Source organism: Psychrobacter sp. APC 3426, assembly GCF_030408035.1.
Classification (GTDB): domain Bacteria; phylum Pseudomonadota; class Gammaproteobacteria; order Pseudomonadales; family Moraxellaceae; genus Psychrobacter.
Genome location: NZ_JASDCF010000013.1, coordinates 59505 through 84333, shown reverse-complemented (window position 1 = coordinate 84333; position 24829 = coordinate 59505). Strand labels below are relative to the sequence as shown.

At 41.7% G+C, this 24829-nt stretch carries 20 protein-coding genes and 3 pseudogenes; 18 read left to right on the top strand and 5 right to left on the bottom strand.

Features of this window, described 5'->3' with window-relative positions:
- Positions 1 to 199: 199 nt before the first annotated feature.
- Positions 200 to 1990 (bottom strand): monovalent cation:proton antiporter-2 (CPA2) family protein, encoded by a 1791-nt coding sequence (locus QL919_RS08435; protein WP_290189109.1) that lies wholly within the window; start codon positions 1988 to 1990, stop codon positions 200 to 202.
- A gap of 101 nt (positions 1991 to 2091) precedes the next feature.
- On the opposite strand from QL919_RS08435, the pseudogene QL919_RS08430 reads away from it, so the two are divergent.
- The 3 genes and pseudogenes from QL919_RS08430 to QL919_RS08420 form a co-directional block, all read left to right on the top strand.
- Positions 2092 to 2223: pseudogene (locus tag QL919_RS08430) on the top strand (IS1 family transposase); the annotation flags it as partial.
- Positions 2224 to 2930: 707 nt separating this feature from the next.
- Positions 2931 to 2996: pseudogene (locus tag QL919_RS08425) on the top strand (metal/formaldehyde-sensitive transcriptional repressor); the annotation flags it as partial.
- Positions 2997 to 3197: 201 nt separating this feature from the next.
- Positions 3198 to 3512, top strand: coding sequence for an antibiotic biosynthesis monooxygenase (locus QL919_RS08420; protein WP_173240488.1), 315 nt, complete (start codon positions 3198 to 3200; stop codon positions 3510 to 3512).
- A gap of 234 nt (positions 3513 to 3746) precedes the next feature.
- Here the strand turns inward: QL919_RS08420 and QL919_RS08415 are convergent.
- A pseudogene (locus tag QL919_RS08415) lies at positions 3747 to 4206 on the bottom strand (IS3 family transposase); the annotation flags it as partial.
- Between the two features lie 190 nt (positions 4207 to 4396).
- Between QL919_RS08415 and QL919_RS08410 the strand changes: the two are divergent.
- From QL919_RS08410 to QL919_RS08400, 3 genes are all read left to right on the top strand, one after another.
- Positions 4397 to 5338 carry a LysR substrate-binding domain-containing protein gene (locus tag QL919_RS08410; protein ID WP_356650185.1) on the top strand — a complete coding sequence of 314 codons (942 nt, stop codon included), beginning with the start codon at positions 4397 to 4399 and terminating at the stop codon, positions 5336 to 5338.
- A gap of 271 nt (positions 5339 to 5609) precedes the next feature.
- Entirely contained in the window at positions 5610 to 6761 is a 1152-nt protein-coding gene (gene tnpB / locus QL919_RS08405; RefSeq protein ID WP_290189108.1) for an IS200/IS605 family element RNA-guided endonuclease TnpB, read from the top strand.
- Between the two features lie 130 nt (positions 6762 to 6891).
- On the top strand, positions 6892 to 7116 hold the full coding sequence (locus QL919_RS08400) for a hypothetical protein (protein ID WP_290189107.1): 225 nt from the start codon (positions 6892 to 6894) through the stop codon (positions 7114 to 7116).
- Positions 7117 to 7485: 369 nt separating this feature from the next.
- On the opposite strand, the gene QL919_RS08395 is transcribed toward QL919_RS08400, so the two are convergent.
- Complete coding sequence (locus QL919_RS08395) at positions 7486 to 9936, bottom strand: site-specific recombinase (protein WP_290189106.1); 2451 nt, start codon at positions 9934 to 9936, stop codon at positions 7486 to 7488.
- A gap of 399 nt (positions 9937 to 10335) precedes the next feature.
- On the opposite strand from QL919_RS08395, the gene QL919_RS08390 reads away from it, so the two are divergent.
- The 12 genes from QL919_RS08390 to QL919_RS08335 all read left to right on the top strand — a co-directional run bounded on the left by QL919_RS08390 (position 10336) and on the right by QL919_RS08335 (position 19912).
- Positions 10336 to 11661 carry a tyrosine-type recombinase/integrase gene (locus QL919_RS08390; RefSeq protein ID WP_290189105.1) on the top strand — a complete coding sequence of 442 codons (1326 nt, stop codon included), beginning with the start codon at positions 10336 to 10338 and terminating at the stop codon, positions 11659 to 11661.
- A gap of 179 nt (positions 11662 to 11840) precedes the next feature.
- A complete protein-coding gene (locus QL919_RS08385) occupies positions 11841 to 13124 on the top strand; it encodes a hypothetical protein (RefSeq protein ID WP_290189104.1) in 1284 nt (427 codons plus the stop codon).
- Between the two features lie 89 nt (positions 13125 to 13213).
- Complete coding sequence (locus QL919_RS08380; RefSeq protein WP_290189103.1) at positions 13214 to 13633, top strand: antiterminator Q family protein; 420 nt, start codon at positions 13214 to 13216, stop codon at positions 13631 to 13633.
- Between the two features lie 188 nt (positions 13634 to 13821).
- A complete protein-coding gene (locus QL919_RS08375) occupies positions 13822 to 14058 on the top strand; it encodes a hypothetical protein (protein ID WP_045452902.1) in 237 nt (78 codons plus the stop codon).
- A 3-nt stretch (positions 14059 to 14061) separates the two neighbouring features.
- A complete protein-coding gene (locus tag QL919_RS08370) occupies positions 14062 to 14292 on the top strand; it encodes a helix-turn-helix domain-containing protein (RefSeq protein ID WP_290189102.1) in 231 nt (76 codons plus the stop codon).
- A complete protein-coding gene (locus QL919_RS08365) occupies positions 14285 to 14560 on the top strand; it encodes a hypothetical protein (RefSeq protein ID WP_290189101.1) in 276 nt (91 codons plus the stop codon). Before QL919_RS08370 ends, QL919_RS08365 begins: the two co-directional genes overlap by 8 nt.
- On the top strand, positions 14547 to 14753 hold the full coding sequence (locus QL919_RS08360; RefSeq protein ID WP_290189100.1) for a hypothetical protein: 207 nt from the start codon (positions 14547 to 14549) through the stop codon (positions 14751 to 14753). Before QL919_RS08365 ends, QL919_RS08360 begins: the two co-directional genes overlap by 14 nt.
- Positions 14737 to 15069, top strand: a complete 333-nt coding sequence (locus QL919_RS08355) for a hypothetical protein (RefSeq protein WP_290189099.1) — start codon at positions 14737 to 14739, stop codon at positions 15067 to 15069. The genes QL919_RS08360 and QL919_RS08355 overlap by 17 nt, the downstream gene beginning before the upstream one ends.
- The gene (locus QL919_RS08350; RefSeq protein ID WP_290189098.1) at positions 15059 to 15238 is read left to right on the top strand and encodes a hypothetical protein; all 180 of its coding nucleotides are present in this window, start codon (positions 15059 to 15061) and stop codon (positions 15236 to 15238) included. The genes QL919_RS08355 and QL919_RS08350 overlap by 11 nt, the downstream gene beginning before the upstream one ends.
- 109 nt (positions 15239 to 15347) lie before the next feature.
- Complete coding sequence (locus QL919_RS08345) at positions 15348 to 17606, top strand: YfjI family protein (RefSeq protein WP_290189097.1); 2259 nt, start codon at positions 15348 to 15350, stop codon at positions 17604 to 17606.
- A 1309-nt stretch (positions 17607 to 18915) separates the two neighbouring features.
- Entirely contained in the window at positions 18916 to 19257 is a 342-nt protein-coding gene (locus QL919_RS08340) for a hypothetical protein (protein ID WP_290189096.1), read from the top strand.
- A gap of 421 nt (positions 19258 to 19678) precedes the next feature.
- Positions 19679 to 19912, top strand: a complete 234-nt coding sequence (locus tag QL919_RS08335; RefSeq protein ID WP_290189095.1) for a hypothetical protein — start codon at positions 19679 to 19681, stop codon at positions 19910 to 19912.
- A gap of 621 nt (positions 19913 to 20533) precedes the next feature.
- Here QL919_RS08335 and QL919_RS08330 read toward each other — a convergent pair.
- The gene (locus QL919_RS08330) at positions 20534 to 22318 is read right to left on the bottom strand and encodes an acyl-CoA dehydrogenase C-terminal domain-containing protein (RefSeq protein WP_290189094.1); all 1785 of its coding nucleotides are present in this window, start codon (positions 22316 to 22318) and stop codon (positions 20534 to 20536) included.
- A 373-nt stretch (positions 22319 to 22691) separates the two neighbouring features.
- Positions 22692 to 24485: an acyl-CoA dehydrogenase C-terminal domain-containing protein gene (locus QL919_RS08325; RefSeq protein ID WP_290189093.1), complete on the bottom strand. Its 1794-nt coding sequence runs from the start codon at positions 24483 to 24485 to the stop codon at positions 22692 to 22694.
- Between the last annotated feature and the right edge of the window lie 344 nt (positions 24486 to 24829).

The window sequence follows — 24829 nt, the reverse complement described above, 5'->3', positions numbered from 1 at the left end:
GTTCCTTATTCTTAACTGAGGGATGATATGCACAGTACCAAAATAAATTAATCCAATAAATGATATTTATAGGATTTAATAATTCCTAAATAATGAATAATAAATATCATCCGCTCACTAAAGAGGTGGGGTTCAGCAGATGCTTACCGAAAAAGAGATCTACACAGACCTCTTTTTTATTTGGGTTTAATACGTGAAATTATTGCTGAGTGCCATCTTCATTCAGCATTTGCCCTGTGTGCTTTGGTTTAATTAAAGGTGCAGTCGGACGCGGTCCTGTATATTGCAAGCCGATACCAGCATAGACATCATCTGCTGCAGTTTCAGTTCCAAAACGTTCTTTGTCTAGTTCTCGGATTTCTTGGCTAATGTCTTCAACATCACTCTGGTCAACACCCAGTTCTTCTAAAATTGCACCGCCAAATAGCATTGCCGACTCGAAGGTTTCGCGTATCATGTAATCCACATTTTGTTTTGCTAAATGCAGCGCATGCTCACGGTCATAAGAGCGAACCAGTAACTTGGCCATAGGAAATTCATGTTGCACCAACTCTACAATTTTATTCGTCGTTTCTTTGTGGTCTACGCAAACAACAATGGCTTCAGCCGTATCTGCTCCAGAGGCATGTAAAATATCTAAACGAGAACCATCGCCATAATAAATTTTAAATCCAAATCTTTCAGCGTTTTGAATCATATCGATATCATTATCAATGATGGACACATCAATGCCTCGAGCAAGCAGCAATTGACTGGAGACTTGTCCAAAACGACCGAAACCAATCATCAGGACTTTTCCAGAAAGTCCTTCAGCAATACGGATATTTTCCAAAGAAGTTTGTTCTGTAGTTTGGGTAAAACGTTTAAACAGAATGCCTATGATGGGGGTCAAAATCATCGACAAGACTACAATCGCATTCAGGTTTGAGCTTTCATCAGCACTAATGATTTGAGCACTCAAGGCGGCAGCAAAGAGTACAAAAGCAAACTCCCCCCCTTGAGCCATTAGTAATGCGCGATCGAGTGCTTCAGAGTGTGAACTTTTGGTCAGGCGTGCAATCAGATAAATTATGGATGCTTTGACAAACATCAGCACAAGTACAGCACTTAAAATTAACATCCAGTTATTTTTTATGACGTCAAGGTCTAATGACATGCCTACGGCTAGAAAAAATAATCCGAGCAATATGCCACGAAACGGTTCAATATCTGCTTCAATCTCATGGCGAAAAGTGGATTCGGAGAGTAATACCCCTGCAAGGAATGCCCCCATTGCCATCGATAAGCCACTGACTTGCATCAGTAATGCTGCGCCGAGCACCACCAAGAGTGCTGCTGCAGTCATGACTTCACGGGCTTTGGCTACGGCTAATAAGCGAAATAAAGGATTAAGCAACCAATAACCTGCAGCGATTAAACCTACAATTGAAATTAAACCAATTCCGATGCTCTGCAAACGCATAGAAGTACTTTCAACAACATGATTCGGTGCGATAAAAGCGACAATTGCCAATAAAGGGACAATCAATAAATCTTCAAACAGCAGGATCGAGATAATTTTTTGTCCTCGTGGTTGAGCAATGTCTCCACGATCTCCCAAAAGTTGCATAACAATTGCAGTCGAGGTGAGTACAAAGCCTGCAGCACATACAAAACTCACCTGCCAAGAATAGCCATAGGCCAAGCCTACCGCCATTAACCCCAATGAACAGGCACTAATCTGTAATGTGCCTAATCCAAAAATTTCTTTTCTTAAACTCCATAAATACGATGGACGCATTTCTAGTCCAATCACAAACAGATACATCACAATACCAAGCTCAGCAACATGCAGAATAGACGCAGAATCGTAGAAAAACGCTAGTCCAAATGGACCAATAATTAATCCTGCAATTAAATATCCCAATACCGAGCTTAATCCTAGGCGCTTGATTAAGGGGACTGAAATCACTGCCGCTGTGAGCAGTATGACAGGGGATAGAAGGTTCATATATTTCTCAGATTTTGTATAGAGTCTGTTGACACTTCAAGTATAGAAAGTAGATTCAAAACACAAGTGCAACACGTTTGTAGTTAGTTGAAACAGTTAATCACTATACCCGAATTTCAAGTAATCAATGGGATAATTTTATCACTGCATTTAAAGACTGTCAGCAAAGTATTGGTAAGCTTTTCACTATAGGTGTTGAGGGAAATAATTGCAAAATAAGGCATCGAATTAGATGTGTTAGTTCAGTATTGAGTGTGGCTTTAGCAAGAATAAGGATATTAGGACGTGTTGAACATTCGCAAATAGGCACTGCTGATCGCTAAAATTGTTCCAGACAAGGAACAAAGCGACGATAATGCAGATGCCTTAGCGAGATTTGTAACGCAGTATGGGGCAATTTTAGCATCAGACCCAACGATAAAAGCAGGGGACAGGACTCTTTTTTGCCGCTTCATCGTTAAAAATAAGCGCTTAGAGTGACTAAACTTATTATTTTTAACATCGAATCGCCTAAAAAATAGTCGCTGTCAGTGTCATGGTCGAATGTTCAACACGCCCTAATGCTTCTCGCAATATTCTAGCGGTAGGACATACCACTTTGTCTGTGGAGGAAAGATGCGGTAAAGGTCGCTCTGTGAAGCAGAAAGCATGCCTAAATCCGTGAGGAAGTCGCCTAAGAGCTTTTGCTTTTAAAATCCCTGAGAAACCTGTTTCGTAAAGAGCTAGTCAAAAGTGGGGGAGTATGTCAGAAGTTTAATTTTATAAGTTATTGTAAAGATTCGGAAAGTTAATTATGGCATCCAGTTGCAGAGCCAATAGTGACTTCATTTAATCTCAGCATACTTTTTGAAACACTACCTAAATTTTTAAGGTTTATAAAAAATATTGCTTTTTTTATACTATGGGGCACTATATTAATGCTAGCAAATAAGGAGGTCTGATGCCTAATCAGGTTGAAGACAAAAAAAAGATTCTTCTACGCGTCAGAAAGATCAAAGGCCAGACGTAAGCGATTGAAAAAGCGTTAGAAGACAATGTGGAATATGGTGCAATTCTGCAACAATAGCATTATGTCGAAATAAAAACCCAGATTTTGGCTCAGCTATGGGAAATTTTTTTTAACTTTTATACAACAAAACTTTCTGACATGCATACATTAACAATGTCAGAATCAGTTTTCATTCTAATCAATTGTGGAGTTTTAGTCATGCTTAAAACAGCTTTATATGTCCGTCTTGAAGCTAAACCGGGTAAAGAAGACGAAGTGGAAGCTTTCCTTAAAGGCGGTTTACCTATTGTAATGGAAGAACCTGCGACAGTTGCGTGGTTTGGCCTACGTCTTGGACCTACAACATTTGGTATTTTTGATGCATTTCCTGATGAGGCGGGTCGCCAAGCACATTTATCTGGCAAGGTTGCAGCTGCTTTGATGGATCAGGCCGATGAGCTATTTTCAGAGCCACCGTCTATTGAAAAAGTAGATGTTTTGGCTAGTAAACTACCAGCTCATACCGACGCTTAAATGTATGAGGGTGCTGCCTGAAATTTTGAATGAAAGGCAGCACTTCAACCCTGTGAGGTTTGTCAGAGGCTTTTTATTCAAGTTGGGCTACTTTATTTGGTGGCTTAATCTCATCATTTACATGGGTCAATATCCAAAACAGGGTAAATAAACGAATGAACCGCCCCGACTATATCGGAGAGTGGATTGCTTGAGTCAGGCAACTTTGTCTGACTCACTAAGACTATCATAGTATCATCTCTCAAACTCAAAAGGCGACACATAACCAATCGTACTATGAATGCGAGTTTTGTTAAACCAATCGACCCATTCAAGAGTTGCTAATTCAACATCGCTCACGCCTTGCCACTGCTGTTTTAAATAATCCATCACCTCCGTTTTATACAGCCCATTAACTGTTTCAGCCAACGCATTATCATATGAATCACCCGTCGTACCAACAGATGCAATGACGCCAGAATCAGCCATCTTATCCGTATAGGGAATGGATAAGTACTGAACGCCGCGATCACTATGATGAATCACATCTTTTGGGATTATTTATATTTGCTATTTAGCGGTTCAATGCCGGCATTACCATATCGGTATTCATGCGATTAGAGACTTTCCAGTCCACAATAGCGCGGGCAAACACGTCAATAATAAAAGCGGTATATACCCAGCCCCGGAAAGTCTTGATATAAGTGAGGTCTGAACCGTCCCTATTTTTTCATACTCTCTCAGAACGCCGTTTCTCCGAAAAACCTGAGGCGGTTCACTTTCATGTTATTACCCTTTACTGGTGTGAATGTCTTATTGTTTGTTTCAGGAGAATCAGTTTAGATGTTGCTAATCCAGCAAACCATTATCCAGTAAACAAATTGCTTTTGCTTTTTGAGCAAGCCATGGTTACAGTTAAATGGAATACCTATCAACTTAATAAAGGAGTGGCGATGAGCTCAATAAATCGATTGGCATACTTCAATAGTGTTGTCGAAACCGGTAGCATTTCAGAGGCCAGCCGCATCTTTGATGTACAGCCGTCTTCCATTTCACGGCAGTTAGCAGTGCTTGAAAAGGAGCTGGGCGTACGTCTACTCAATAAAACGACCAGAAACACTAGTTTGACTGAAGCGGGGCACAAATATTACGAATACTCTCAGCGAATTGTGTCAGAGTTTGATAATGCCAAAAGAGCCGTTAATGATTTACAAATAACGCCACAGGGTAAGCTTAAAATCAGCATGACAGTCGGTTTTGGTGAAAGCATGGTATTACCGTTAATACCGAAATTTATGTCGTTATATCCAGATATTGATATAAAAATTGAGTTAACAGAGCGGGTTGTAGATCTTATAGAAGAAAATATTGACGTGGCTATTCGAAGTGGACGCTTATCTGATTCGACCATGATTGCCCGACGCTTGGTATTTAATGATTTTCTACTGTGTGCAAGCCCCCAATATTTAAAAAATAATGGCACGCCTCGTAGGATTGATGATCTAGCTGATCACCAATGTATCCGATATGGTTATAACGGTTGGAAAGAGTGGTTTTTGATAGCAGAAGATCGTAAAAAGTTGATTATTAATAGTCAGGTTTCAGTGAACTCAGTGAATGGTCAGAAGCAGCTGGTATTGAATCATACAGGTCTGACGCTAATACCACTGTGGGCTGTTAAAGATGAATTGGCGAACAGGTCATTAGTTCAAGTCATGCCAGATCATATTTTTAGTCCCTATGAAGAGCTTAGTGCTACTTACGCTATTTATTTAAAGCGAGATATGATCTCACCAAAAACACGCGTTTTTTTAGATTTTTTGGTAGAGCACATGATAGCGATTTGAGTTTGGGTCTACAGCTTGATCGCACAAATTTTTATAGTCAACGACTGCTAAATACATTTTAACGAATATTGATATTTTTAAAGACCGAGTATGAATAGTTTATGAAAAAATAGGAGAGCGCCCAATACGCGTATTATTTCATATACGATATAGGCCTAGGCACTCATGACTTGATGAATGCTTCTAATTTTAACATTTTCAGCGCAGAATTCCCCTACCTCTAAAGTAGAGGGATGAATGCGTCAGACTTTTGATATGGTACAATAGCTTCATGCCAAAACAAATCCTAAAAGCCCATAAAGTAAGATTATACCCCAATGAAGAACAGCAAGTATTCTTTGCCAAATCATTCGGCTGTACATGCTTTATCTGGAATAGGATGCTTAGTGACAAGATTGATCATTACAACGAGCATAAGACCGAGCTTAAAAATACTCCTGCTCAATATAAGAAAGAGTTTGAGTGGCTCAAAGAAGTCGATAGCCTAGCACTGGCGAATGTGCAGCAGAACCTAAGAGCCGCTTATAGCGCCTTCTTTAAGAACGGCACAGGCTTCCCAAAATTCAAGAAAAAAGGTCAGCGTGACAGCTACACCACCAATAACCAAAAGGGCACAGTAGCGATAACTGATGATACTGTCAAACTGCCTAAGATTGGTCATATCAAAGCCAAGTTTCCAGCCAAGATAAAAGGTTTGATTAAGAGCGCCACGGTCAGTAAAGAGCCTACAGGTAAGTATTTTGTCAGTTTACTGGTTGAGACTATTGTAGAGCCATTACCAAAAACCTACTCAAACATCGGCATTGATTTAGGCTTAACAGACTTCATCGTCTTATCAGACGGTACAAAAGTTGCCAATCCTAAGTTTCTATCGAGGCTACAAGATAAGCTTGCGCGAGAACAGAAAATACTGGCCAAGCGTAGAGCAGTGGCCAAAGCCGATCAACGCAAACTGTCTGACAGCCGCAACTATCAAAAGCAAAAAGTTAAAGTCGCTAAGGTATATGAAAAAATAACCAATATCCGAAAAGACTTTCTACACAAACTCTCATTCAATCTCATCAAAAACCACGATGTGATTGCTGTTGAGGACTTGAACGTCAAAGGTATGGTTAAGAACAAAAAGCTTGCTAAAGCCATATCAGACAGCTCATGGTCAACCTTTGCCGCCATGCTGAACTACAAGGCTGAATGGTACGGCAAAACGCTTGTTAAAATAGACCGATGGTATCCATCTTCTAAAACCTGCTCAGGGTGCGCTCATGTGCTGACTAAGGCTGAGCTACCATTACAGGTGAGATCATGGAATTGCCCAAGTTGCTTGCAGGACAATGATAGAGACATCAACGCCAGTATCAACATCCTAAACGAAGGATTGAAGTTGGCAACACTCAAAACCGTCGGTGCGACGGGGTTAGCTTAGTCCATTTGCCTAACCGCTGATACAAAACATCGTATCAAGTATGGGTATTACCTAAGAAACCGCCACCTCTTTAGGTGGTCGGTAGTTCATAATGACTTATTACTCTTAAATATCAGCCTATGGAGCTTTCATGACATCTAAATTATTTATTAGTGGCTCAATTATGCTGGCCCTCGCTGGAATGTCTGGGCTGATGGAAAGCTTATTTTATGGTGGCATTGCTTCTGATGGCGTGCTTCAAGAAAGCTTGTTTTTACCTCTGGCTTTTATTTTTTTAGCCTTAGCAGTAATCCTTTATTGCTTATCACTCATCATGCAGGTAAAAACAAGCGTGACAGGTACTCAAATGAACTAAACACTTATTCCACAACCACATTATCAACCAGCGTCATCTCTTCGCCCACTTTAAACGTTAGGTCATGAACACTGGATCTGACGTTTTTATTTTGGTTAGTCTCTGTTGGGGGCTGACGTTTGGTGACAAAAATGGATATGATGAATATCAAATCAAAAGTAACTCTCTTTAACCTTAAAATATTAACGTTATGTATACTGTGAAGTACATCACTACTATCTCAATAATCCAAACTATTGGTGTCATTAGCACACAGCCGAAGATTCAAGTCCTCACTAGGGAACCATGATTACTACCATGATTGATGTTATGGTAAGTAATTTTTAATCTCTATAAGTCTCTAACGATTAAACCACCAAAACGGCCGTATTAACTCGGCAGCTTTGGTGGTTTTTTGGGTTTTGGCAGCGGTGTTTTGGCATCACCTGCAGCTTTGCTATCTGGGTCTGAATGACTCGTTTCCTTGCTAGCTGAATGGTTATCATCAAGGTGGTTGCTGAGCGTCTTGGTTGTTTTATCATACTGGATATCATCAGTATAAGGCACACTATTCAGCTCTTCATCTCTCAGGCCATCATCTAGGTTGACTACTTTTTTAGTCGGTGCATGAGGTTGGATGTGTTCGCCCTCTGGTTGGTTCTCATAGTATATATCAGTGCTCGTTTTTGAACCTTGGGCATTTGGCTGCTTAGACTCAGGTAGTATTCTCACATCAGATAAGCGACGTACCACATAATTATTGGGTAAGGGTTTGCCGCCTTTTTGTGCCGATGTATCTTCGAATATCATGTGCCCTTGGCTATCGATGCGTGCATACTTCATGGGCTTGTCACGTGGCCAGAAAAAGTCTGAAGGGTGGCTAATGATATGACCAAAAACCAACTTGGTGAGACGACCCCATTCAAAGAAACGCACCTCTTTAGAACGTAGTGCGACGAACAATGCTAGAGAAAAGCTGACCATTAAGTTGACGATACCGATAAGCGCCACGCCAAGCACCGACACCAAAATCACACCCCAACTTATGTCATCGGCTGATATATTAAACAGTCCATGGGCTAAGTTGGCTGATGCAAACGCAATGTGGCGAATATCAATTGGCACACCAAATATAAAGCCTATCGTGGCGGTACTACCTAAGAATACGCCAAACAAGAAGTTACCCATAATGGCGCCCAAATTGGCTTCCACAAAGCCACCAAGACGTTGCAGCCATGATTTCGGTAGTATATACATGAGCAGTTTATGGCGCTGTATACGTGCCCCTACGTTGTTATAAACTGCTAAGTTGTCATAGTAGCCGGCAATAAGCCCAGATAAGAACAGGTAAACACCAGCGATTGCTGCATGCGGTAATGCCAATGAGTGAAACGGATCGAGATCGTGGAGTAGGTGTCCCGCCTTTTCAGAATCAATCATTGGCGCGCCATTATATTGCAGCCACGCAAAAGAGATGATTAAAGCGACTGGTATTGCTAGCATCACGTTGCCCATAATGGCAATAAACTGTGTGCGTAAGATATCAACGACCAACTCTGATAACTTGGTCAATTGGCGTGATTTTTTACCAGAACCATCCGATATGGTGGAGGCAATTGCAGCGGCAGTCATAGCGGGCTGCTTGGTTGCTACTGTACCGCGTACCACGTGAATAAATACAAAGCCTAACCCATAAATCATGCTATTGACAAAAGCTCGACCCATCGGCGCTAGTGCCAACTGATATGCCAATATTTTAATGGTTGCCATAAAGGCAATAATGAAGCCACCGATAGAGGCTTTTTTAAACATCTTTTGATAGCCAGATCTATCAGTACTGATGTAATGTTCGCCAACACGGCTCGCATTTTCAGTGACTTTGCGCGATAGCAGCTTGGTATTATTATCAATCAGGTAACCAATGCTATAGCGGCGGTTGGCAGTGGTAATAAGTGTTTGTATTAACTCGATAATGGCACGATCGCGCTTCTGATAGTCGTCGGTCACAAGCTCCGTTAAGATGCGCATCCGCTGCAAGCTTTGATCAAGACGCAGCATCATATTAGTCAAACGGATTGAAATACCCGTCTTATAAATGCGTTTACGTACCGTGGCGACAATGTCTTCACACTGTTCTAACATGACCAATAGTGGCGCTGGGTCAACGGCATGTTCTGGAGTGATATCCGTTAAGGTATCAAGCTCATGAGCTTGCCTGTATTGATTGACGAATAATACCGCTTCTTGGTTCTGAGCCACAAAAGATGCGGAGTAGTTCAGTATCTGTGGATAAGCCTCCATCAAATCAGGATGTAGTCCAATACCGCTGATGCGATAAGACAATATGATGATGGCGTTCAAAATACTATTTTTGGCTGTGGCGACCAAGTCTAGATGGGCTTCTTGTACTTTAAGTAAGTCAACGAGCTCATCCCACTTTTCTTTTTCGATATTGGCAAGCCAGCGTTCATCAGAACGTTTACTGAATAAATAACCTACTAGCTCGACTACTGAATCATCTTGCGGCAGTAGCGGCAAAAACCGATGACCGACTAATCGGCGTAAGCTGTTAAAGAAACCTTGATCTGACATGATACCAGTATCGGTATAAAGCGCGATTTGACGATATTGAATGATGAGTTTTAAGACGAAGCTAGATAACCCATCGCCATACTCTGGATGTTGGCGCAAGACATCGATAAGCCCCTGAATTTTTTCATTGGCTAGGACAGGCTCTTTATCGCTGACTCGCAGCTCATCGATTAAGCGCTTGAGTACCGCAGGATCAGGCACATCACTTAAGGCAGTAACTTGCTGTAAAATGCGTTTTAATTCTGGCACGTCGCATCCTCTATCATGGTTGTTTTAATCGTTTTTATTGTTAGGTTTTAGATACTGTTATTTGATATGCAATAGAAGTTATAACTAAAAAGTAAGTAGTGTTTTGAAGTAATTTGAGTGCTCACTTGCCTTGCGTTATTCTAATCGGAACCAAGCTTCGATAGTTAATTATTTTGTTAGTAGTTATTTTTTGAATGCTTTTGGCAAAAAAAGGGACAGTCACTTAAGTGTGTTTTTTGATAAAGCCTGATATCTCCTGATAACTTCAAAGCCTTTATTTTTATTGACTTTGGTGTTAATATGTCATCTGTGATAACGTTAGAACGAATGTGAAAACGGCTACAAAATGGCTACCAAGGTGGCTACCAAGGTGGCTACCAAACTACAGGTGATAAGACGATGGCTAAAGCAGACCTAACAACCGACACCCAAATCAAGAAAGCAATCAAAGACACTATCAAGACTGGTAAAACGATTAGTTATTCTATAGCTGGATATAAAGGTTTAGAGTTACGTGTTAGACCACAAAAAGACAGCCAAGACGCAACTGCAGATTTTAGACATCGTTATACACACCCTATTACTGGCAAACGTCCTTATATGACTTTGGGGCAATATCCAGCGTTAAGCCTTGCCGATGCCCGTCAATATCACAGCGATAACATGCAGCTACTAGCCAAAGATATAGACCCTATAGAGCATAGAGATAGCTTAAAGCAAAAGGATATTGCAGACCGTCAAAACACCTTAAACTACTTTATTAATGAATGGCTGGAAATTCAAAGCAGCAAGAGCTTATCCCAGTCGACCATTAAGAGCAATAAAATCATTATCAAAGTTATTCAGCAAAATTTAGGACATATGAAAGTTACAGATATTAGTCCTAGTATTGTCATCAAGTTTATTAAAGACATACAAAAAAAGCACTCATACAAAGGCTTAACGGTAAAAACTATATTAAAGAGCATTCTACAAATTGCTAAAGCTCATATGATTATTGAGTACAATCCAGCAAGCGACTTAGGTGGAACGCTAATTAAACATAAAGTAAAGCACCGCCCATCATTAACACAGCCTAAAGAGTTTGCCGAACTGCTAAAAGATATTGACCAGTTAGACGATACAAGCCAGCTATATAACAAAAGCATATTACAGCTACTATCACTCACGTTTGTTCGCATTGGTGATATTTGTGCTATGAGATGGGCAGATATTGACCTAAACGCCAAGCAATGGATATTAGAGCCACAGAAAGGGCAGGGACGGGACGATATGGTAGATAGTGTATTGATACCATTAGCACCGCAAACTATAGCAGTATTAGAGAAACTGCAGCCATTAACGGGCGATTATGATTATGTTTTTTATAATTCCAGACGTAAAAAAGTCCAATATCATCATGCCCAAGAAGTTAATAAGCTACTGAACAGCCCAGCTATGAACAACGGCAAGGGATATAAAGATATTCATACACCTCATGGTTTTAGAGCCAGTGCAAAAACCATGCTGATGGAACGACTAGGTTATGATGAACTGATAACCGAAATGCAGTTAGGTCATGCAATGCTTAATAAATATGGCAAAGCATATAGCCGTTTTGAGTTTTCGGACAATAGAACGCGCATGATGAACGACTGGGCGAACTATTTAGACAATATCAAAGCTGGCAAGTTTGATAATGTTATTCATGCTGATTTTAAGAATAAAAAACAACATCAAGCCTAAAACAGCACTGCCATAACTGACAAAACCCCCATATTAGACAGTTTTTAACCAGTTTTGACGGCTCAAGGGCTGTCATTCCACTTGTGAGGCTAGGTAGTCATGAACCGAACGACAGCGATTTACACCCTTATGCTGTCAGCGCCTCACTCCTACTTTTTTTAAGGGTGTAGGGTGTAAACATGAGTACGTTAATTAAAGAATTAGAGGCTAGAAAGGACGACTACATTCTAGTGGCAGACGTAATAAACCCAATGGCAAAAGCTACCAATAGCACACCTAATGAGGTGGTCAAATATCTAATGGGTTTTGATATTGACGAACACCTAACCATTTTCTACATGGACGAATATTATTGTTTTGAACCTTATTGTAGTTGGCTTGAGCAGGTAGGCAATGACGCAAACATAACTTACTTTAAAAAAGCTGATGTAATGGCGTTTGAACCAATTACAAAGCATGTTGTTTTTGATGACAGCCCAGCCAGCAAGTTAGGAGAATATCAAAAACTTTTAATCACTTATGAGCTATTCACACCTGAAAAAATAGCTTGTTTGCTAACTGACAGCAACCCAGCATATAACCATAACAATGATGACTATAACGCCCGTTTGGACATGGTAAGCAATGCGATAGACGCTAGTAAACTCAATTATGTTAATGACAAAGATGAAATATTAGCCGAACAAATCAAGATATGGTTAAAAAATAATAAGATAATTTTTGAGGGTTTTAATGACGACTTATCATTAGAGCAATCAATACAGGTTAGCCAGCTACAAAAACGTATAGACGAACTTGAAAGTCAGCTTTCAAAGTTTCAAACTGCCGCGCCAGACGTCGTAAGCATTCCTTTTGGAAAGCGCATAGACTTAATTAATAAAGACTTGCCACAAGATGAGCGCCTTAAAGAGTCGTATCAAATCTATAGTAATGATTTTAGCTTTCATGAAGACATGCACCCAGTTAATACACCTGATGAAATGATAAAACGTATTCAAGGGCTGCTTAAAGTCATTAAGAGAAAAGACAGCAAGATATTAGAGTTAGAAAAACAAACAAACGCGCCAGCTCATACACAAGCTGAAATTGATGAACTCAAAGAGCAATTAAACAAAGCCAATGCTGAGTTGGTAACCGCCAAGACAGCGACCACAGCCCAGCCCTTTGATTGGCAAAACATGAGTGAGCATATTTATCCGCCTGAACTGCATTTAGCTATCATGATATGGCAGCGCATTTATGTGGATAATGAACTAAAAGAAAAGCATATTCCCTCACACAATGGCAAAGCTTCTGCAATCGCCAGAAAAATAGGACTTAATCCAAAAAGTACGCTATTTAATCGAGTAGCAATGATAATAAATACAGCTAAAAGTAAGAATGAACAAGCTTCACTTGCCGAACCTTTGCGAGCTATTGAGCAGTTATACATGCCGCCTAGAAAAGAAAAGACTACCTCATAGCATAACGCCCCTTTCTAGAGGCTACCCCATTGCCTAACCCCCATGAGCCGCCGCTATCATCTCAAGACACAATCATGAGGTATTGAGATATGGCAATCAGCTTAGATTTAGAGGTGCAGAACCTTTTAGCATCGTGGGGGCATTGGGTATTAGCAGACGGTACAGGGTTAGGCTATAAAAGCCCAATGGCTATGTTAATGCGTGGGCATATTGTGGAGAAAAGCAAAGCACGTACTACCATGTTTATAACTGATGATGAGGCGTTAAAAGTTGAGGGGCTTATCACTATTTTATGTGAGCATAAGCCGTTAGAGGGCAAGATCTTACTATTGAAATATGTTGAACGCATGAGCGCCAGTAGCATAGCCAAGCATTACTTAACGCCGCTTAAGTACGGCAAAGACAGTGAAAAGCAAGTCAGCTCATATCAAGCAGCCCAATACATAGCGAACGCGGAGGGGTTTATAACAGGCTTGATATTGAATAAAATCTACAAGCAGAACCAGTAAAGACATGAGCAGAACATAATAGCCTTGCAGCAAATGCAGGGCTTTTTTATTGCCCAAAACATGAGGGGCATACCCTCACATAATGCCCCTTTCTTAAGAGCATTCCATTGCTACACCCCATACACTGCCTAGCATACTGTTAACTCCAGACCACGCCAAACAATGGCAGACAATAGGAGTTAATCAGCATGACCCAATCGACAGACAATACTCAAACACCCCCAGCAATCCACCCAGACGGGCAAATGCGTATTAAGCAAGCCGCCGCCTTAATTGGTGTAAGTCCGCTTACTTTGCGTAGATGGTGGCAAGCCGAACCGCCAAAGTTTATCAAGCCGTCAAACGTCAATGGCATTTTGCTATTCAAGAACAGCGACATTCTGGCATTTATTGATAGCCAACATGCTAACAGTGATGAGGTGTAACCAATGACTAAACAAACACAAAACCAAATCATCAAAGAGCACTTGCTAACAGGGCAGCCAATCACATCATGGCAAGCAATCACTGAATACCGCATAACGCGCCTTGCTAAGTGTATTCATGAGCTTAGACGGGCAGGCATGAATATCCAAAGCAAAACCGTTAAGGATAACGGCAAGCATTTTAGCCGCTACTGGGTTAATAAGGCAGACGATGAGGTAAGCAACCATGAGTAGAGATGAACTTGTAAACGAGGTAATGGAAAGGCTAAAAGAGCAAGGTTTTTTGATGATAACTGATGACTTTATCGACCAGTTAATCATTACCTTGCATGCCAATGTGACCATCATTAATACCATGACAGAACTTGCAGAAATAGAAACTCAAATGTTAGGCAGCTTGTTACCTACAGGCAGCCGACAAGTGGAGTCGCTAAAAAACCTATCTGTAAAAATAGCAGAGATAGCCTTTAACGTGGAGGACGTAAGACATGAGCAAAGATAATAAAGCCAAGCTAAAAGCCGACTACGGGCAGCACAGGGGCAACCAGCAACCCAAGCGCGGCAATCCTAGCTTTATCGGTTTTATGTCAATCATGGCTTGCTTGTTAATGCTGCTACTAATCGCCTCATGCGAGCGCGTCAACGTTCAAACAATCACAAAATCAAAGGTAACTAATCATGCGTCACTTAAATAACACCGCCCACGCCAGCCAAATTAAAACCATCAACATGACCGCCGCCGATGATGACGAAGTGATTTTAATGCCGTCTATCATGCTGTCCGATATTGCATGTGATATTAACGGCGCTGCTACTGTTTTGCATGACTTGGGGCAATTGCTACACCTTATCGCTACCCGTCAAATAGAACCCCATGCAGCCATAGCAATGGCACGGCTTGCAAATGACACCGCCAACACTTGGGTAAATCTGCTTTACAGTCAATTAGACATTATCAACGAACCATTAGCCCAGACAGACTTTGGCAAGGAGGACGCTTGTGCCTACTGATAAGGACAACACTAAAACCTTTATGGACGCTCAACTTGCCTTTGCTAAATCAAAGCAGGGCAAGGAGCAAAAGAGAAAGGACACACAAGGCAGCCGCTACTATCAAATCATGCAAGCAGCTAAACGCTTGCAGGCTCAAGACGACAGCGACAAGGAGGGCGAACAATGAGGCACTGCCCACAACCTAAACAAAGCCGCAAGTATGCCAAGCGCAAAAGCTACTACAAGAAGTATCGAGCCACACGCCAGCCGAAACAAACGCAAGCAAGGGGTAAAAGATGACCACTACACAGCAAAAAGCCCATGCGACTAACACGGGCGTAACCACTGTTTTGGGCGACCACAGCCCAGCAACGGAGCAAACATTACAAGGTGACAAGCTGCTAACAAATATTTATCACTTGTTAGAACCCAATAGTTTGTTAGACATTCAACATGATATCGCACCGACCACAGGCGAACACGGAGGGGTGAGACAACAAACTACAGGCACAGTAGGAGTAATATTACATAATAGAGTTATAGAGGCAATCAGTATTGTTTGCTTTACGCCAAATGATAGCGGCTTGCCGTTTGTCACTGACACAAGCCAATCATGCGCGTTATTTCTTGGCACACCTCAAAACGATTATGAGCTTGTCATAGTTGATAATTATCAAGATGGTGTAACGCTCGCTAAGCATTTTGCACATGAGAAAATCATAGTAGCAGTGAGTCCAACGCCTCATCTATTCCTTGATACGGTAAAGCACTTTGCACACGATACCCAAGTAACGATATTCCCAAGCATTGAGCACAAGGACAAGATTAAGAAACAGTTTGCAGGGTGCAACGTCAAAGTAGTTATTGCACCATTGGGCGTAATCACTCATCTTGAATGTGGCAAAAGTTATGCTGAAATCTTATCTTTTTATGATACCCAGATAATAGATTTACAACTAGCAGACTGGGCAAAACCAAAGCCAATCAATCACACCTTGCCGCCCGTGACCAGCATAACCAAAAACATGCTACCAGAGCCGCTTTACAACTATGCAATGAACAGCGCCGAACGGCTCAACGTATCGCTAGAATTTGTAGCAGTGCCTTTGCTTGTGGCATTGGGTAGTGTTGTAGGCACAAAGGTGGCTATCATGCCTAAACGCCTTGATGACTGGGACATAGTGCCAAATCTGTGGGGTGCAGTTATTGGGCAGCCCTCAAGTAAGAAAAGCCCATCAATAGCCGCCGCTATGAAACCCATTGATAACCTTGCGAGCCAAGCAAGGGCAGCTCATGAACTCGCTAAACAAGAACATGAAACGCAAAAGCTCATCAATGATAGCAAAGCAAAGGCAGACGATGACGCATTAAAGAAAATGGCTAAGCAGCTCGCTACCCAAACCGATGACACGGACGCACCTATAACCAGTGATGACTTGCACAAAAAGGCGGCGGCGATAGCAGAAAGTAAGGCTCAAGATAATAACGTGCCTATTTCACGCCGCCACATGGTAGGCGATATTACTATGGAGAAACTAGGCGAAATTGAGAACGAGAACAATAACGGCGTACTACAGTTTAGAGATGAGCTGTCAGGCTTTTTAGCCAGTCTTGATAAGGAGGGCGAACAAGAAAAGCGCGCGTTTTATTTAGAGGGCTTTAATGGTACAGGCAGCGCAATGGTGGATAGAATAGGGCGCGGCTCGCTATTCATTGAAAATCATTGTTTGTCTGTCATTGGTGGCTTGCAGCCTGATAAGCTCGAAATGTATTTAGAAAAGACCATGCGCGGGTTAGGCAATGATGGACTCATGCAACGCTTTCAAATGATGGTTTACCCAGACCCAATAGCACGGGCAAAGGAGAACGACATAGCAGTCGATAAGGACAGCCGTAACGCCGCTTATGCTTTGTTTGAGTCAATGGACAACCTTTACACCGATAGTTTAATCAGTTACGGGGCACATGAGCCGAACGAATATTATAAGCGCCCTTATTTTCGCTTTGATAGTAATGCCTATCCTGTGTTTATGGAGTGGTATAACAATCTACAGAACAAAGCTGATGAGGCAGAACATGACGTAATAACCCAGCACTTGCTTAAGTATGGCAGACTTATCCCAGCGTTAGCCCTCATCTTTCATCTGGTGGACTGTGTAGAGATAGGCAGACGGTTAGGAGGCGTTAGCCTTGAGGCACTACAAGCGGCGATCGCATGGGGCGATATGTTAGAAACTCACATGCTTAGAGTGTATAGCTGCATTACTGATAATTCACACCTCAAAGCGTCTTTACTATCAAATAAAATATTAGAGATGGTTAAAAAAGGAGGTGACAAAACCGACAAAACCAACTGGGTTAGTCATGGCTTTACGGCTCGAAGTCTTAAGCGTAGGAACTGGAAAGGGTTAAATGATGACGATGCCATACAGACCGCGCTTGATGTGCTGATAGAGTATGAATGGCTAAACTACAAGCAAGTAGAAAGCACGGGGCAAGGTGGCAGACCGACAGAGCGTTACTTCATCAATCCAAACTTAAAGTCATTCATATAGTTTCGTCAGTTTTGGCAGTGCAATATTGGGGCGTTATTAATAAATAGCGTCCTTTTTTGTGCCTGTTAAGGGGTTATGTCAGTTTTGGCAGTGCAAAGTTAGAGCCAGTAGCAATAATTTAATGATTAGAAGCATGAGCGTCTTTTTATAATGTAAAGATACCCTAAGGAAACCCTAAGGTTTTCAGCAAACAGACACCGCGCCGCATGTTGTCATTTGTTTACATTCAAACCAGTTTGACGACATGCCAGCATGTTAATAAATGTTAAGGTTTAAAACTGAATAAGTGGCATTCATTGGACAAACCAAGCCTTTTTATAACGCTCAAAAACCTGAGGTTACCCCTAGGTTTTAGATGCGCCTAGTTTTGAGCCTATCTCATGCAAAAGGGTAGTTTTCGGACACGTTAGAACCCAGCAAAACCCAATATTCAAAACCTGATAAAACCTTACATTCAAAATCAATTTGCACCGCCGTGCATGTTGTGAAATGTTGTTATTGGCAGCACTCACTACCCCAAGAAAACCTCAAGGTTAAAACCTGAGATTTTAGCCCACCGCCAACCTGTCAAAACCCTATATTCAAACGTGAATTAATCAATGCCAGAATATGACAAAACATGACATTTTTGACGCTCAACAGCTCATGACTGCCATTAATGCAAAGCTATGCAACATAAGGAGTTAGCTAGTTTCTTTATAAGTATCGCGCGCGCACGCGAGGCAAGCACCAATTACAGGGGTTTTTGAGCAATATAAAAAAGGAGTTTTCGGAGTCCTTAAAGGGGTAGTTTTTCGGACTGTTTTAAAAAGGACTTGGGCAGGTTTTTGGACATCGTGGAGGGTAGTTTCTTGAGTCCATAAAAAGGGTTAGTTTTCGGACATCGTAAGCAGGGTTAAAAATGGATTGTTGGACACGTTAGGGGTAGTTTATGGAACAGTACGCGCACGGGGCATATTTTGCCCATGATGAATAGTTTCTTAACAAGTATCGTGAGCAGCCAAAGGGACTTTTAGGACAGGTAACGAGGCAGGTAAAACCATGTATCGAAAATGACCCCATGAAAGGCTAGTTTATGGACAGGTATCGAGGCAGTTAATGGAACAGTACGCGCGCGTGATTAGTTTCGCGACAAGTCACCCCATGTTTTTGACCAGTAGCGACAGACAGACGTTGTTAAAAGGCTTGTTAAAAGAATAAGCGAGAAGACAAGAAAGCCCGAAATCACTTGGGCTGCAGGTCAATAGTTCGATGCCTTTACAGCGCACCGAGCACGATTTGATACTCACAATAATCATTTAGGAATAATATGAAAAAGATACTTACAGCATTAGCCATGACAGCGTTACTAACCGCTTGCAGTTCAAACGATACGGAAACCAAGCCAGTCGCCACTCAAAGCGGCATACCAAACTTAGGTGGCAGGTCTGAGGCTGAATTACTAACCGATTGCCAAATCGATATACAGAACAAGCTAAGCAATCCGCGCTCGATGGATATAATTTACAGTGATTTAAAATACAAAAAAGAAGTTAATCACGAATTATGGTTGCAGTTTTACGCAAAGAATCAGCTTAATGCGGAATCAAAGCATACTGGAATGTGTGAATTTGACGATAACGGCAAGCTATTAAGCTCTAAGTTTGAATAATTAACGAGTACATCAACAGCAATCAGGCAGAATAAAAACCGATTGTTGGTACTGGTAATGGTATTGAGCAAATCAGACCATGGGTAATTATTTACTTATCAATTACTTACGTCTAGTGTTTACTTCCTACAGTGCCGACCAAACTCACAAATGACAGCAAGTGACTTTTGCAAAGTGCGGTATAAAATGCGGTCTATTTCAAAGACAGAAAGCGAGCAGCCTTATCCATCAAAGGTTACGGCTGTCTGTTTACTTCCTTACTTACCGATCAAACATTAAAAAGCAACTTATCTGACAGGTAAAGCAGATGCTCTTCCAACATATAAAATTATGGATATACAGACAATTGTATATTTGATATCGTTATAAGAGCTTTACAAATTCACCACTAGGAGATGAAAAATGTATAGTGGATAACAATTTGACAGGAAGTGAATTAGCGCACGCCATGCTAAGAAATGGTTATAAAAATATATGGTGTGCTGTTGGTGATGAGAGTGATCAAGAAACGATGTCTTACCTCAGCGGTAATGACTTTACAGCTTACATCGTGGAATTTAAAAACGGCTGCTTTTATTGTAGTGGCGGTATGCCATGGTTGCATGCTGTACCAATCAAAATAGTGCCAATCACACAACATGAATTAGTTTATTAACTGACCCTAACTAAAAAACTTGCCATTTAGAGCGGGTTTTTTATTGCCTAAATATTGTGTTTAGCTGCTTATCGAAAACAAACCCATGAAAGGCTAGTTTCTGCACAGGTATCGAGGCAGTTAATGGAACAGTACGCGCACGGGGTAGATTTTGCTCATGCTGGATAGTTTCAAGACAAGTAACGAGGCAGGCAAGTGAGTATTGAGTTATCAACCAATGATATGAGTCTTAACACGTTAGCTGTGCAGTAAAATACAGCCTCTACAGTGTTTTAATCTTGATATGGTAAAAGGATAGCTAATTATCTGCAAAGAGCCTTAAACGTCAAATAACAGCCAATCAGCTTGTTATCTATTATTATGGTTTTAATTGTCTGCATGCTGAGAAATGTTGAAACCTGAATTACTACAAAATACTACTTCTACGATTTAGCATGTTAAGGATTGTTAAGGTTTTTACTGCCGATAGCCAAAAAATAAAGCTAGTGGCTACCAAAACGGCTACCAAATATATAATGAGGTATATTATTTCTTTTAAAAACAATGTGTTAGGCATAAAAAAGGGACAGTCACTTAACTGTCCCTTCTATTAGAGTCTTATAGCATGCGTTCGATGTCTACTTAGCTAGCAGGTACATCAAAGTAATCAAGATCAAAGTTCATCATTGGATCACTACCGGCTTTAACCATCTGTGCATGAGCATCGATGCGTGGCAAGATACGGCCAACGAAATAATCAGCAAGCTTGGCTTTGTTGGTGTAGAAATCACCTTCTTTGCCATTGGCAGCTTCAACCATCAATGCAAACATGTACGAGTAGGCGAGATAACCAAAGGCATGCATATAGTCAACCGCACAGCCGTTGATTTCGCTCTTACGCTCACCAATATTGTTTAACACAGTAGTGGTAAGCTCTTCGATAGTATCAGCTGCGTCTAGCGTTGCTTGCTTGATGCCATGATCCGCTTGCATGTTATTGACGAAATCACGAATCTCACCTAAGAAATGAGTGACGTATTTGCCATTATTGCGAGCAACTTTACGACCTAGTAAGTCCAGTGCTTGGATACCGTTGGTGCCTTCATAAATCTGCGCAATACGCGTATCACGAACAATCTGCTCCATACCCCATTCACGGATATAGCCATGACCGCCAAATACTTGCTGGCAATCAACAGTCGCTTCTAACGCTTTGTCAGTCAAGAATGCTTTGGCAACTGGCGTCAGTAGCGCAACGCGCGCTGCTGCTGCTTGAGCGGCCTCTGGATCAGTACTAAATTTCTCTTGATCAAGGTTTTTAGCCACGTACATCGCAAAACAACGTGATGCTTCAGTGTTGGCTTTTGCATTCAACAGCATGCGGCGTACATCGGCATGGTGAATGATCGCATCGGCTGGTTTCTCTGGGCTTTGAATCTGCGTATCACTACGGCCTTGACCACGGTCATTGGCATATAGCGCCGCATTTTGATAGGCAAGCTCAGAGCCACCTAGACCTTGTAGGCCCATGGTGACGCGCTCATAGTTCATCATAATGAACATTGAAGACAGACCAGTGTTTTCTGCACCAACCATCCAACCTTTGGCGCTATCAAAGTTCATCACACAAGTCGCTGAGGCTTTGATACCCATTTTGTGCTCAATAGAGCCAACTGCTAAAGTGTTGCGCTCGCCCAAGCTACCATCATCATTGACCAAGAATTTTGGTACGACAAATAATGAGATACCTTTTGAGCCTTCTGGTGCATTTGGCGTTTTTGCCAATACCAAATGAATGATATTGTCAGTGAGGTCATGTTCACCGCCAGTGATAAAGATTTTGGTACCAGAGATGTCATAGCTACCGTCATCGTTAGGCACTGCTTTAGTCTTAATAATACCCAAGTCAGTACCAGCATGCGGCTCGGTCAAGCACATAGTACCAGCCCATTCACCGTTGTACATTTTCTCTAGGTAGGTTTGCTTTTGCTCTTCAGACGCCGCTGCATTTAGGCAAAGCGTTGCACCAACGGTTAGGTTTGGATATAGCGCAAATGATTGGTTGGCCGTGAAAACCATCTCTTCAGTCAGCATGGTGACCATTTTTGGAAAACCTTGACCACCGTATTCAGAATTACCGCTTAAGCCAACCCAACCTGACTCTGCATATTGCTTATAAGCTTCTTTGAAACCAGTAGGGGTGGTTACAACGCCATCACCTTCAAAGGTTGCGCCTTCTTCATCACCGCTACGGTTGATAGGTAATAAGACGTTTTTTGACAGCTTTGCCATTTCTTCCAAAATCATATCGACTGTTTCCATATCGACATGAGCGAGGTTTTCGTTGTTTTGCCAAAATTTAGGCGCGTTAAATACATCATTTAAGATAAAGCGCATGTCATTAAGAGGGGCGTTATAAACAGCCATAAACATTCCTTTGGTTCAAATAAATAAAGTTAAAGTGGTTAAAGATATCAATTGTTCTTTTGGTTTAACCTTCGCGATTAGTAATCAAAGTTTAGCAAATAAGCTCGCGCGCGGGTGTGTTTCTTCGTGAATTGTGCGTACACCAAAAGTATTGATAAAAGATAGCGTTTATAAAAATAAGATTGGATTCGTTGAGAATAGACAGTCTACTCTTTATTGGTTTTAATCGTGCTAAGAAAATCGGCAACACACCTAAGTATGTTGCCGATAGAAACCACTATATTTACGTGGCTTGTTAGACTTGATGAACAGTTAGTGGTTTAAAAAAGTCGTGTATTTAACAAACCACGCTTTAAAGCGAGTGGTGTTTTTATTAAAACGCGAACTGATCAACATCCATCGTCATGTACGGCTCAACACCAGTGCTGATGCGCTGTACGTGCGTCGTGGTGCGCGGTAAAAGCTTAGCATAGTAGAACTGAGCGGTTTTGATCTTAGCATCATAAAATGCTTGCTCGCCAGTACCATCAGCGATAGCAGTTTGAGCAACCAGCGCCATACGAGCCCATAAGTACGCGAGAGTGACATAACCGCTGAAGTATAAATAATCAACAGCTGCACCGCCAACCGCATCAGGGTTTTCAGTCGCTTGCATGCCAATACGTGCGGTTAAATCGCCCCATTCTTTTACATGCTTAGCAAGTGGGCGGATAAATTGACCCATCTCATCATTTTCTTTGTTTTCTTCACAGAATGTCTGGATGATTTTGACAAAGTTGGCAAGCATCTTACCTTGTGAACCCAATACTTTACGACCTAATAAATCAAGTGCTTGGATTTCAGTGGTACCTTCATAAAGACACGCAATACGTGTATCACGCACGTTTTGCTCCATGCCCCATTCACTGATAAAGCCGTGACCACCATAAACCTGTACGCCATGGTTAGCCGCTTCTAGACCAGTTTCAGTCAAGAAGGCCTTAGCGATTGGCGTCAATAGTGATAGCATTTGGTCGGCGAACTTAAGGTTATCGCCTTCGCCTTTTGCCACAGTATCCGCAAAATGTGAGAGGTAATAAACCAAGGCACGACCACCTTCTGCAAAGGCTTTTTCAGTCAGTAACATGTTACGAACCGCTGGATGCACAATGATTGGGTCAGCGACTTTTTCTGGCGCTTTGGCACCTGATAGTGAGCGCATCGCTAGACGGTCTTTAGCATAAGTTAGTGAGCCTTGGAACGCATACTCTGCAGCCGTTAAACCTTGAACTGCTGTACCGATACGGGCAACGTTCATAAAGGTAAACATGCACTGTAAACCACGGTTTTCTGGGCCAATTAGGTAGCCTTTTGCGCCATCAAAGTTCATCACACAAGTCGCTGAGGCTTTGATGCCCATTTTGTGCTCGATAGAACCACAAACGACGTTATTTTTTTCACCTAGGCTGTTGTCTTCATTGACCATTACTTTAGGAACAATGAACAACGAGATGCCTTTAGTGCCAGCAGGTGCGCCTGGCAGACGAGCCAAACAGATATGGATAATGTTGTCAGTTAAATCGTGCTCGCCCGCTGAGATAAAGATTTTTTGACCAGTAATGCTATAACTACCGTCATCGTTAGGTACCGCTTTGGTGCGGATAATACCCAAATCAGAGCCCGCATGTGCTTCGGTCAGACACATGGTACCTGACCATTCACCGGTGACCATTTTTTCTAAATAGGTTTGTTTTTGCTCATCGGTACCATGATGTTCGATGGTTTGGATAGCGCCATGCGACAGACCAGGATACATAGAGAATGACCAGTTCGCTGTACCGACCATTTCGTTGATGACCGTAGACAATGAGAATGGCATGTTTTGACCGCCAAAATCTTCTTCAGCAGACAATGCAGGGAAACCAAGCTCACAGTATTGCTTATACGCTTCTTTAAAACCTTTTGGCGTGGTGACATTACCATTGTCAAACTGACAGCCTTCAGCATCGCCACTTTGATTCAGTGGTGACAGCTCATTTTCAGCAAAGCTTGCAGCCATCTCAAACAGGCTATCCATCAACTCACGATCAGCTTCTTGAAAGGCTGGCAGAGTTTTGTAGTGGCTTTCACTATCGAGTAGTTCATGCATCACGAATTGAATGTCACGTAAGGGCGCTTTGTATTGCATAAAATCCTGTCCTTTTTGGAATGTCATCAGTAATAGTCAAGAGCAGAGCTATATATTGCCTACTTTACTCGCGTGACCCTAAATGAATGATAGGCAGTCACAGAGATTAACTGGGTTAGCGATGACATAAAATGGTATTGAAAAGAATGGTGATTGTCAGAGTCGGTTTGAGACTGTATAAGTTCTAACAAATTCACTATAAAAGATAGGCTTTCAGAGGCGATTATACAAGTTTGGTAACAGCACTGATAAGTCATGAACCTACCTTGCATCGATTGTGCAATCAACGTTAGGCGCTAAAATAAGATAAGAATAAGCCTATGAAAATGCTGATGATACTGAAT

What these genes read in the sequence shown, in the direction of transcription:
- QL919_RS08345 (WP_290189097.1), top strand. Translation starts at nt 15,348, where the DNA reads ATGACCACTACACAGCAAAAAGCCCATGCGACTAACACGGGCGTAACC.
- QL919_RS08435 (WP_290189109.1), bottom strand. Translation starts at nt 1,990, where the DNA reads ATGAACCTTCTATCCCCTGTCATACTGCTCACAGCGGCAGTGATTTCA.
- QL919_RS08365 (WP_290189101.1), top strand. Translation starts at nt 14,285, where the DNA reads ATGAGTAGAGATGAACTTGTAAACGAGGTAATGGAAAGGCTAAAAGAG.
- QL919_RS08325 (WP_290189093.1), bottom strand. Translation starts at nt 24,485, where the DNA reads ATGCAATACAAAGCGCCCTTACGTGACATTCAATTCGTGATGCATGAA.
- QL919_RS08340 (WP_290189096.1), top strand. Translation starts at nt 18,916, where the DNA reads ATGAAAAAGATACTTACAGCATTAGCCATGACAGCGTTACTAACCGCT.
- QL919_RS08400 (WP_290189107.1), top strand. Translation starts at nt 6,892, where the DNA reads ATGACATCTAAATTATTTATTAGTGGCTCAATTATGCTGGCCCTCGCT.
- QL919_RS08370 (WP_290189102.1), top strand. Translation starts at nt 14,062, where the DNA reads ATGACTAAACAAACACAAAACCAAATCATCAAAGAGCACTTGCTAACA.
- QL919_RS08355 (WP_290189099.1), top strand. Translation starts at nt 14,737, where the DNA reads ATGCGTCACTTAAATAACACCGCCCACGCCAGCCAAATTAAAACCATC.
- QL919_RS08330 (WP_290189094.1), bottom strand. Translation starts at nt 22,318, where the DNA reads ATGGCTGTTTATAACGCCCCTCTTAATGACATGCGCTTTATCTTAAAT.
- QL919_RS08375 (WP_045452902.1), top strand. Translation starts at nt 13,822, where the DNA reads ATGACCCAATCGACAGACAATACTCAAACACCCCCAGCAATCCACCCA.
- QL919_RS08385 (WP_290189104.1), top strand. Translation starts at nt 11,841, where the DNA reads ATGAGTACGTTAATTAAAGAATTAGAGGCTAGAAAGGACGACTACATT.
- tnpB (WP_290189108.1), top strand. Translation starts at nt 5,610, where the DNA reads ATGCCAAAACAAATCCTAAAAGCCCATAAAGTAAGATTATACCCCAAT.
- QL919_RS08390 (WP_290189105.1), top strand. Translation starts at nt 10,336, where the DNA reads ATGGCTAAAGCAGACCTAACAACCGACACCCAAATCAAGAAAGCAATC.
- QL919_RS08410 (WP_356650185.1), top strand. Translation starts at nt 4,397, where the DNA reads ATGGTTACAGTTAAATGGAATACCTATCAACTTAATAAAGGAGTGGCG.
- QL919_RS08420 (WP_173240488.1), top strand. Translation starts at nt 3,198, where the DNA reads ATGCTTAAAACAGCTTTATATGTCCGTCTTGAAGCTAAACCGGGTAAA.
- QL919_RS08380 (WP_290189103.1), top strand. Translation starts at nt 13,214, where the DNA reads ATGGCAATCAGCTTAGATTTAGAGGTGCAGAACCTTTTAGCATCGTGG.
- QL919_RS08360 (WP_290189100.1), top strand. Translation starts at nt 14,547, where the DNA reads ATGAGCAAAGATAATAAAGCCAAGCTAAAAGCCGACTACGGGCAGCAC.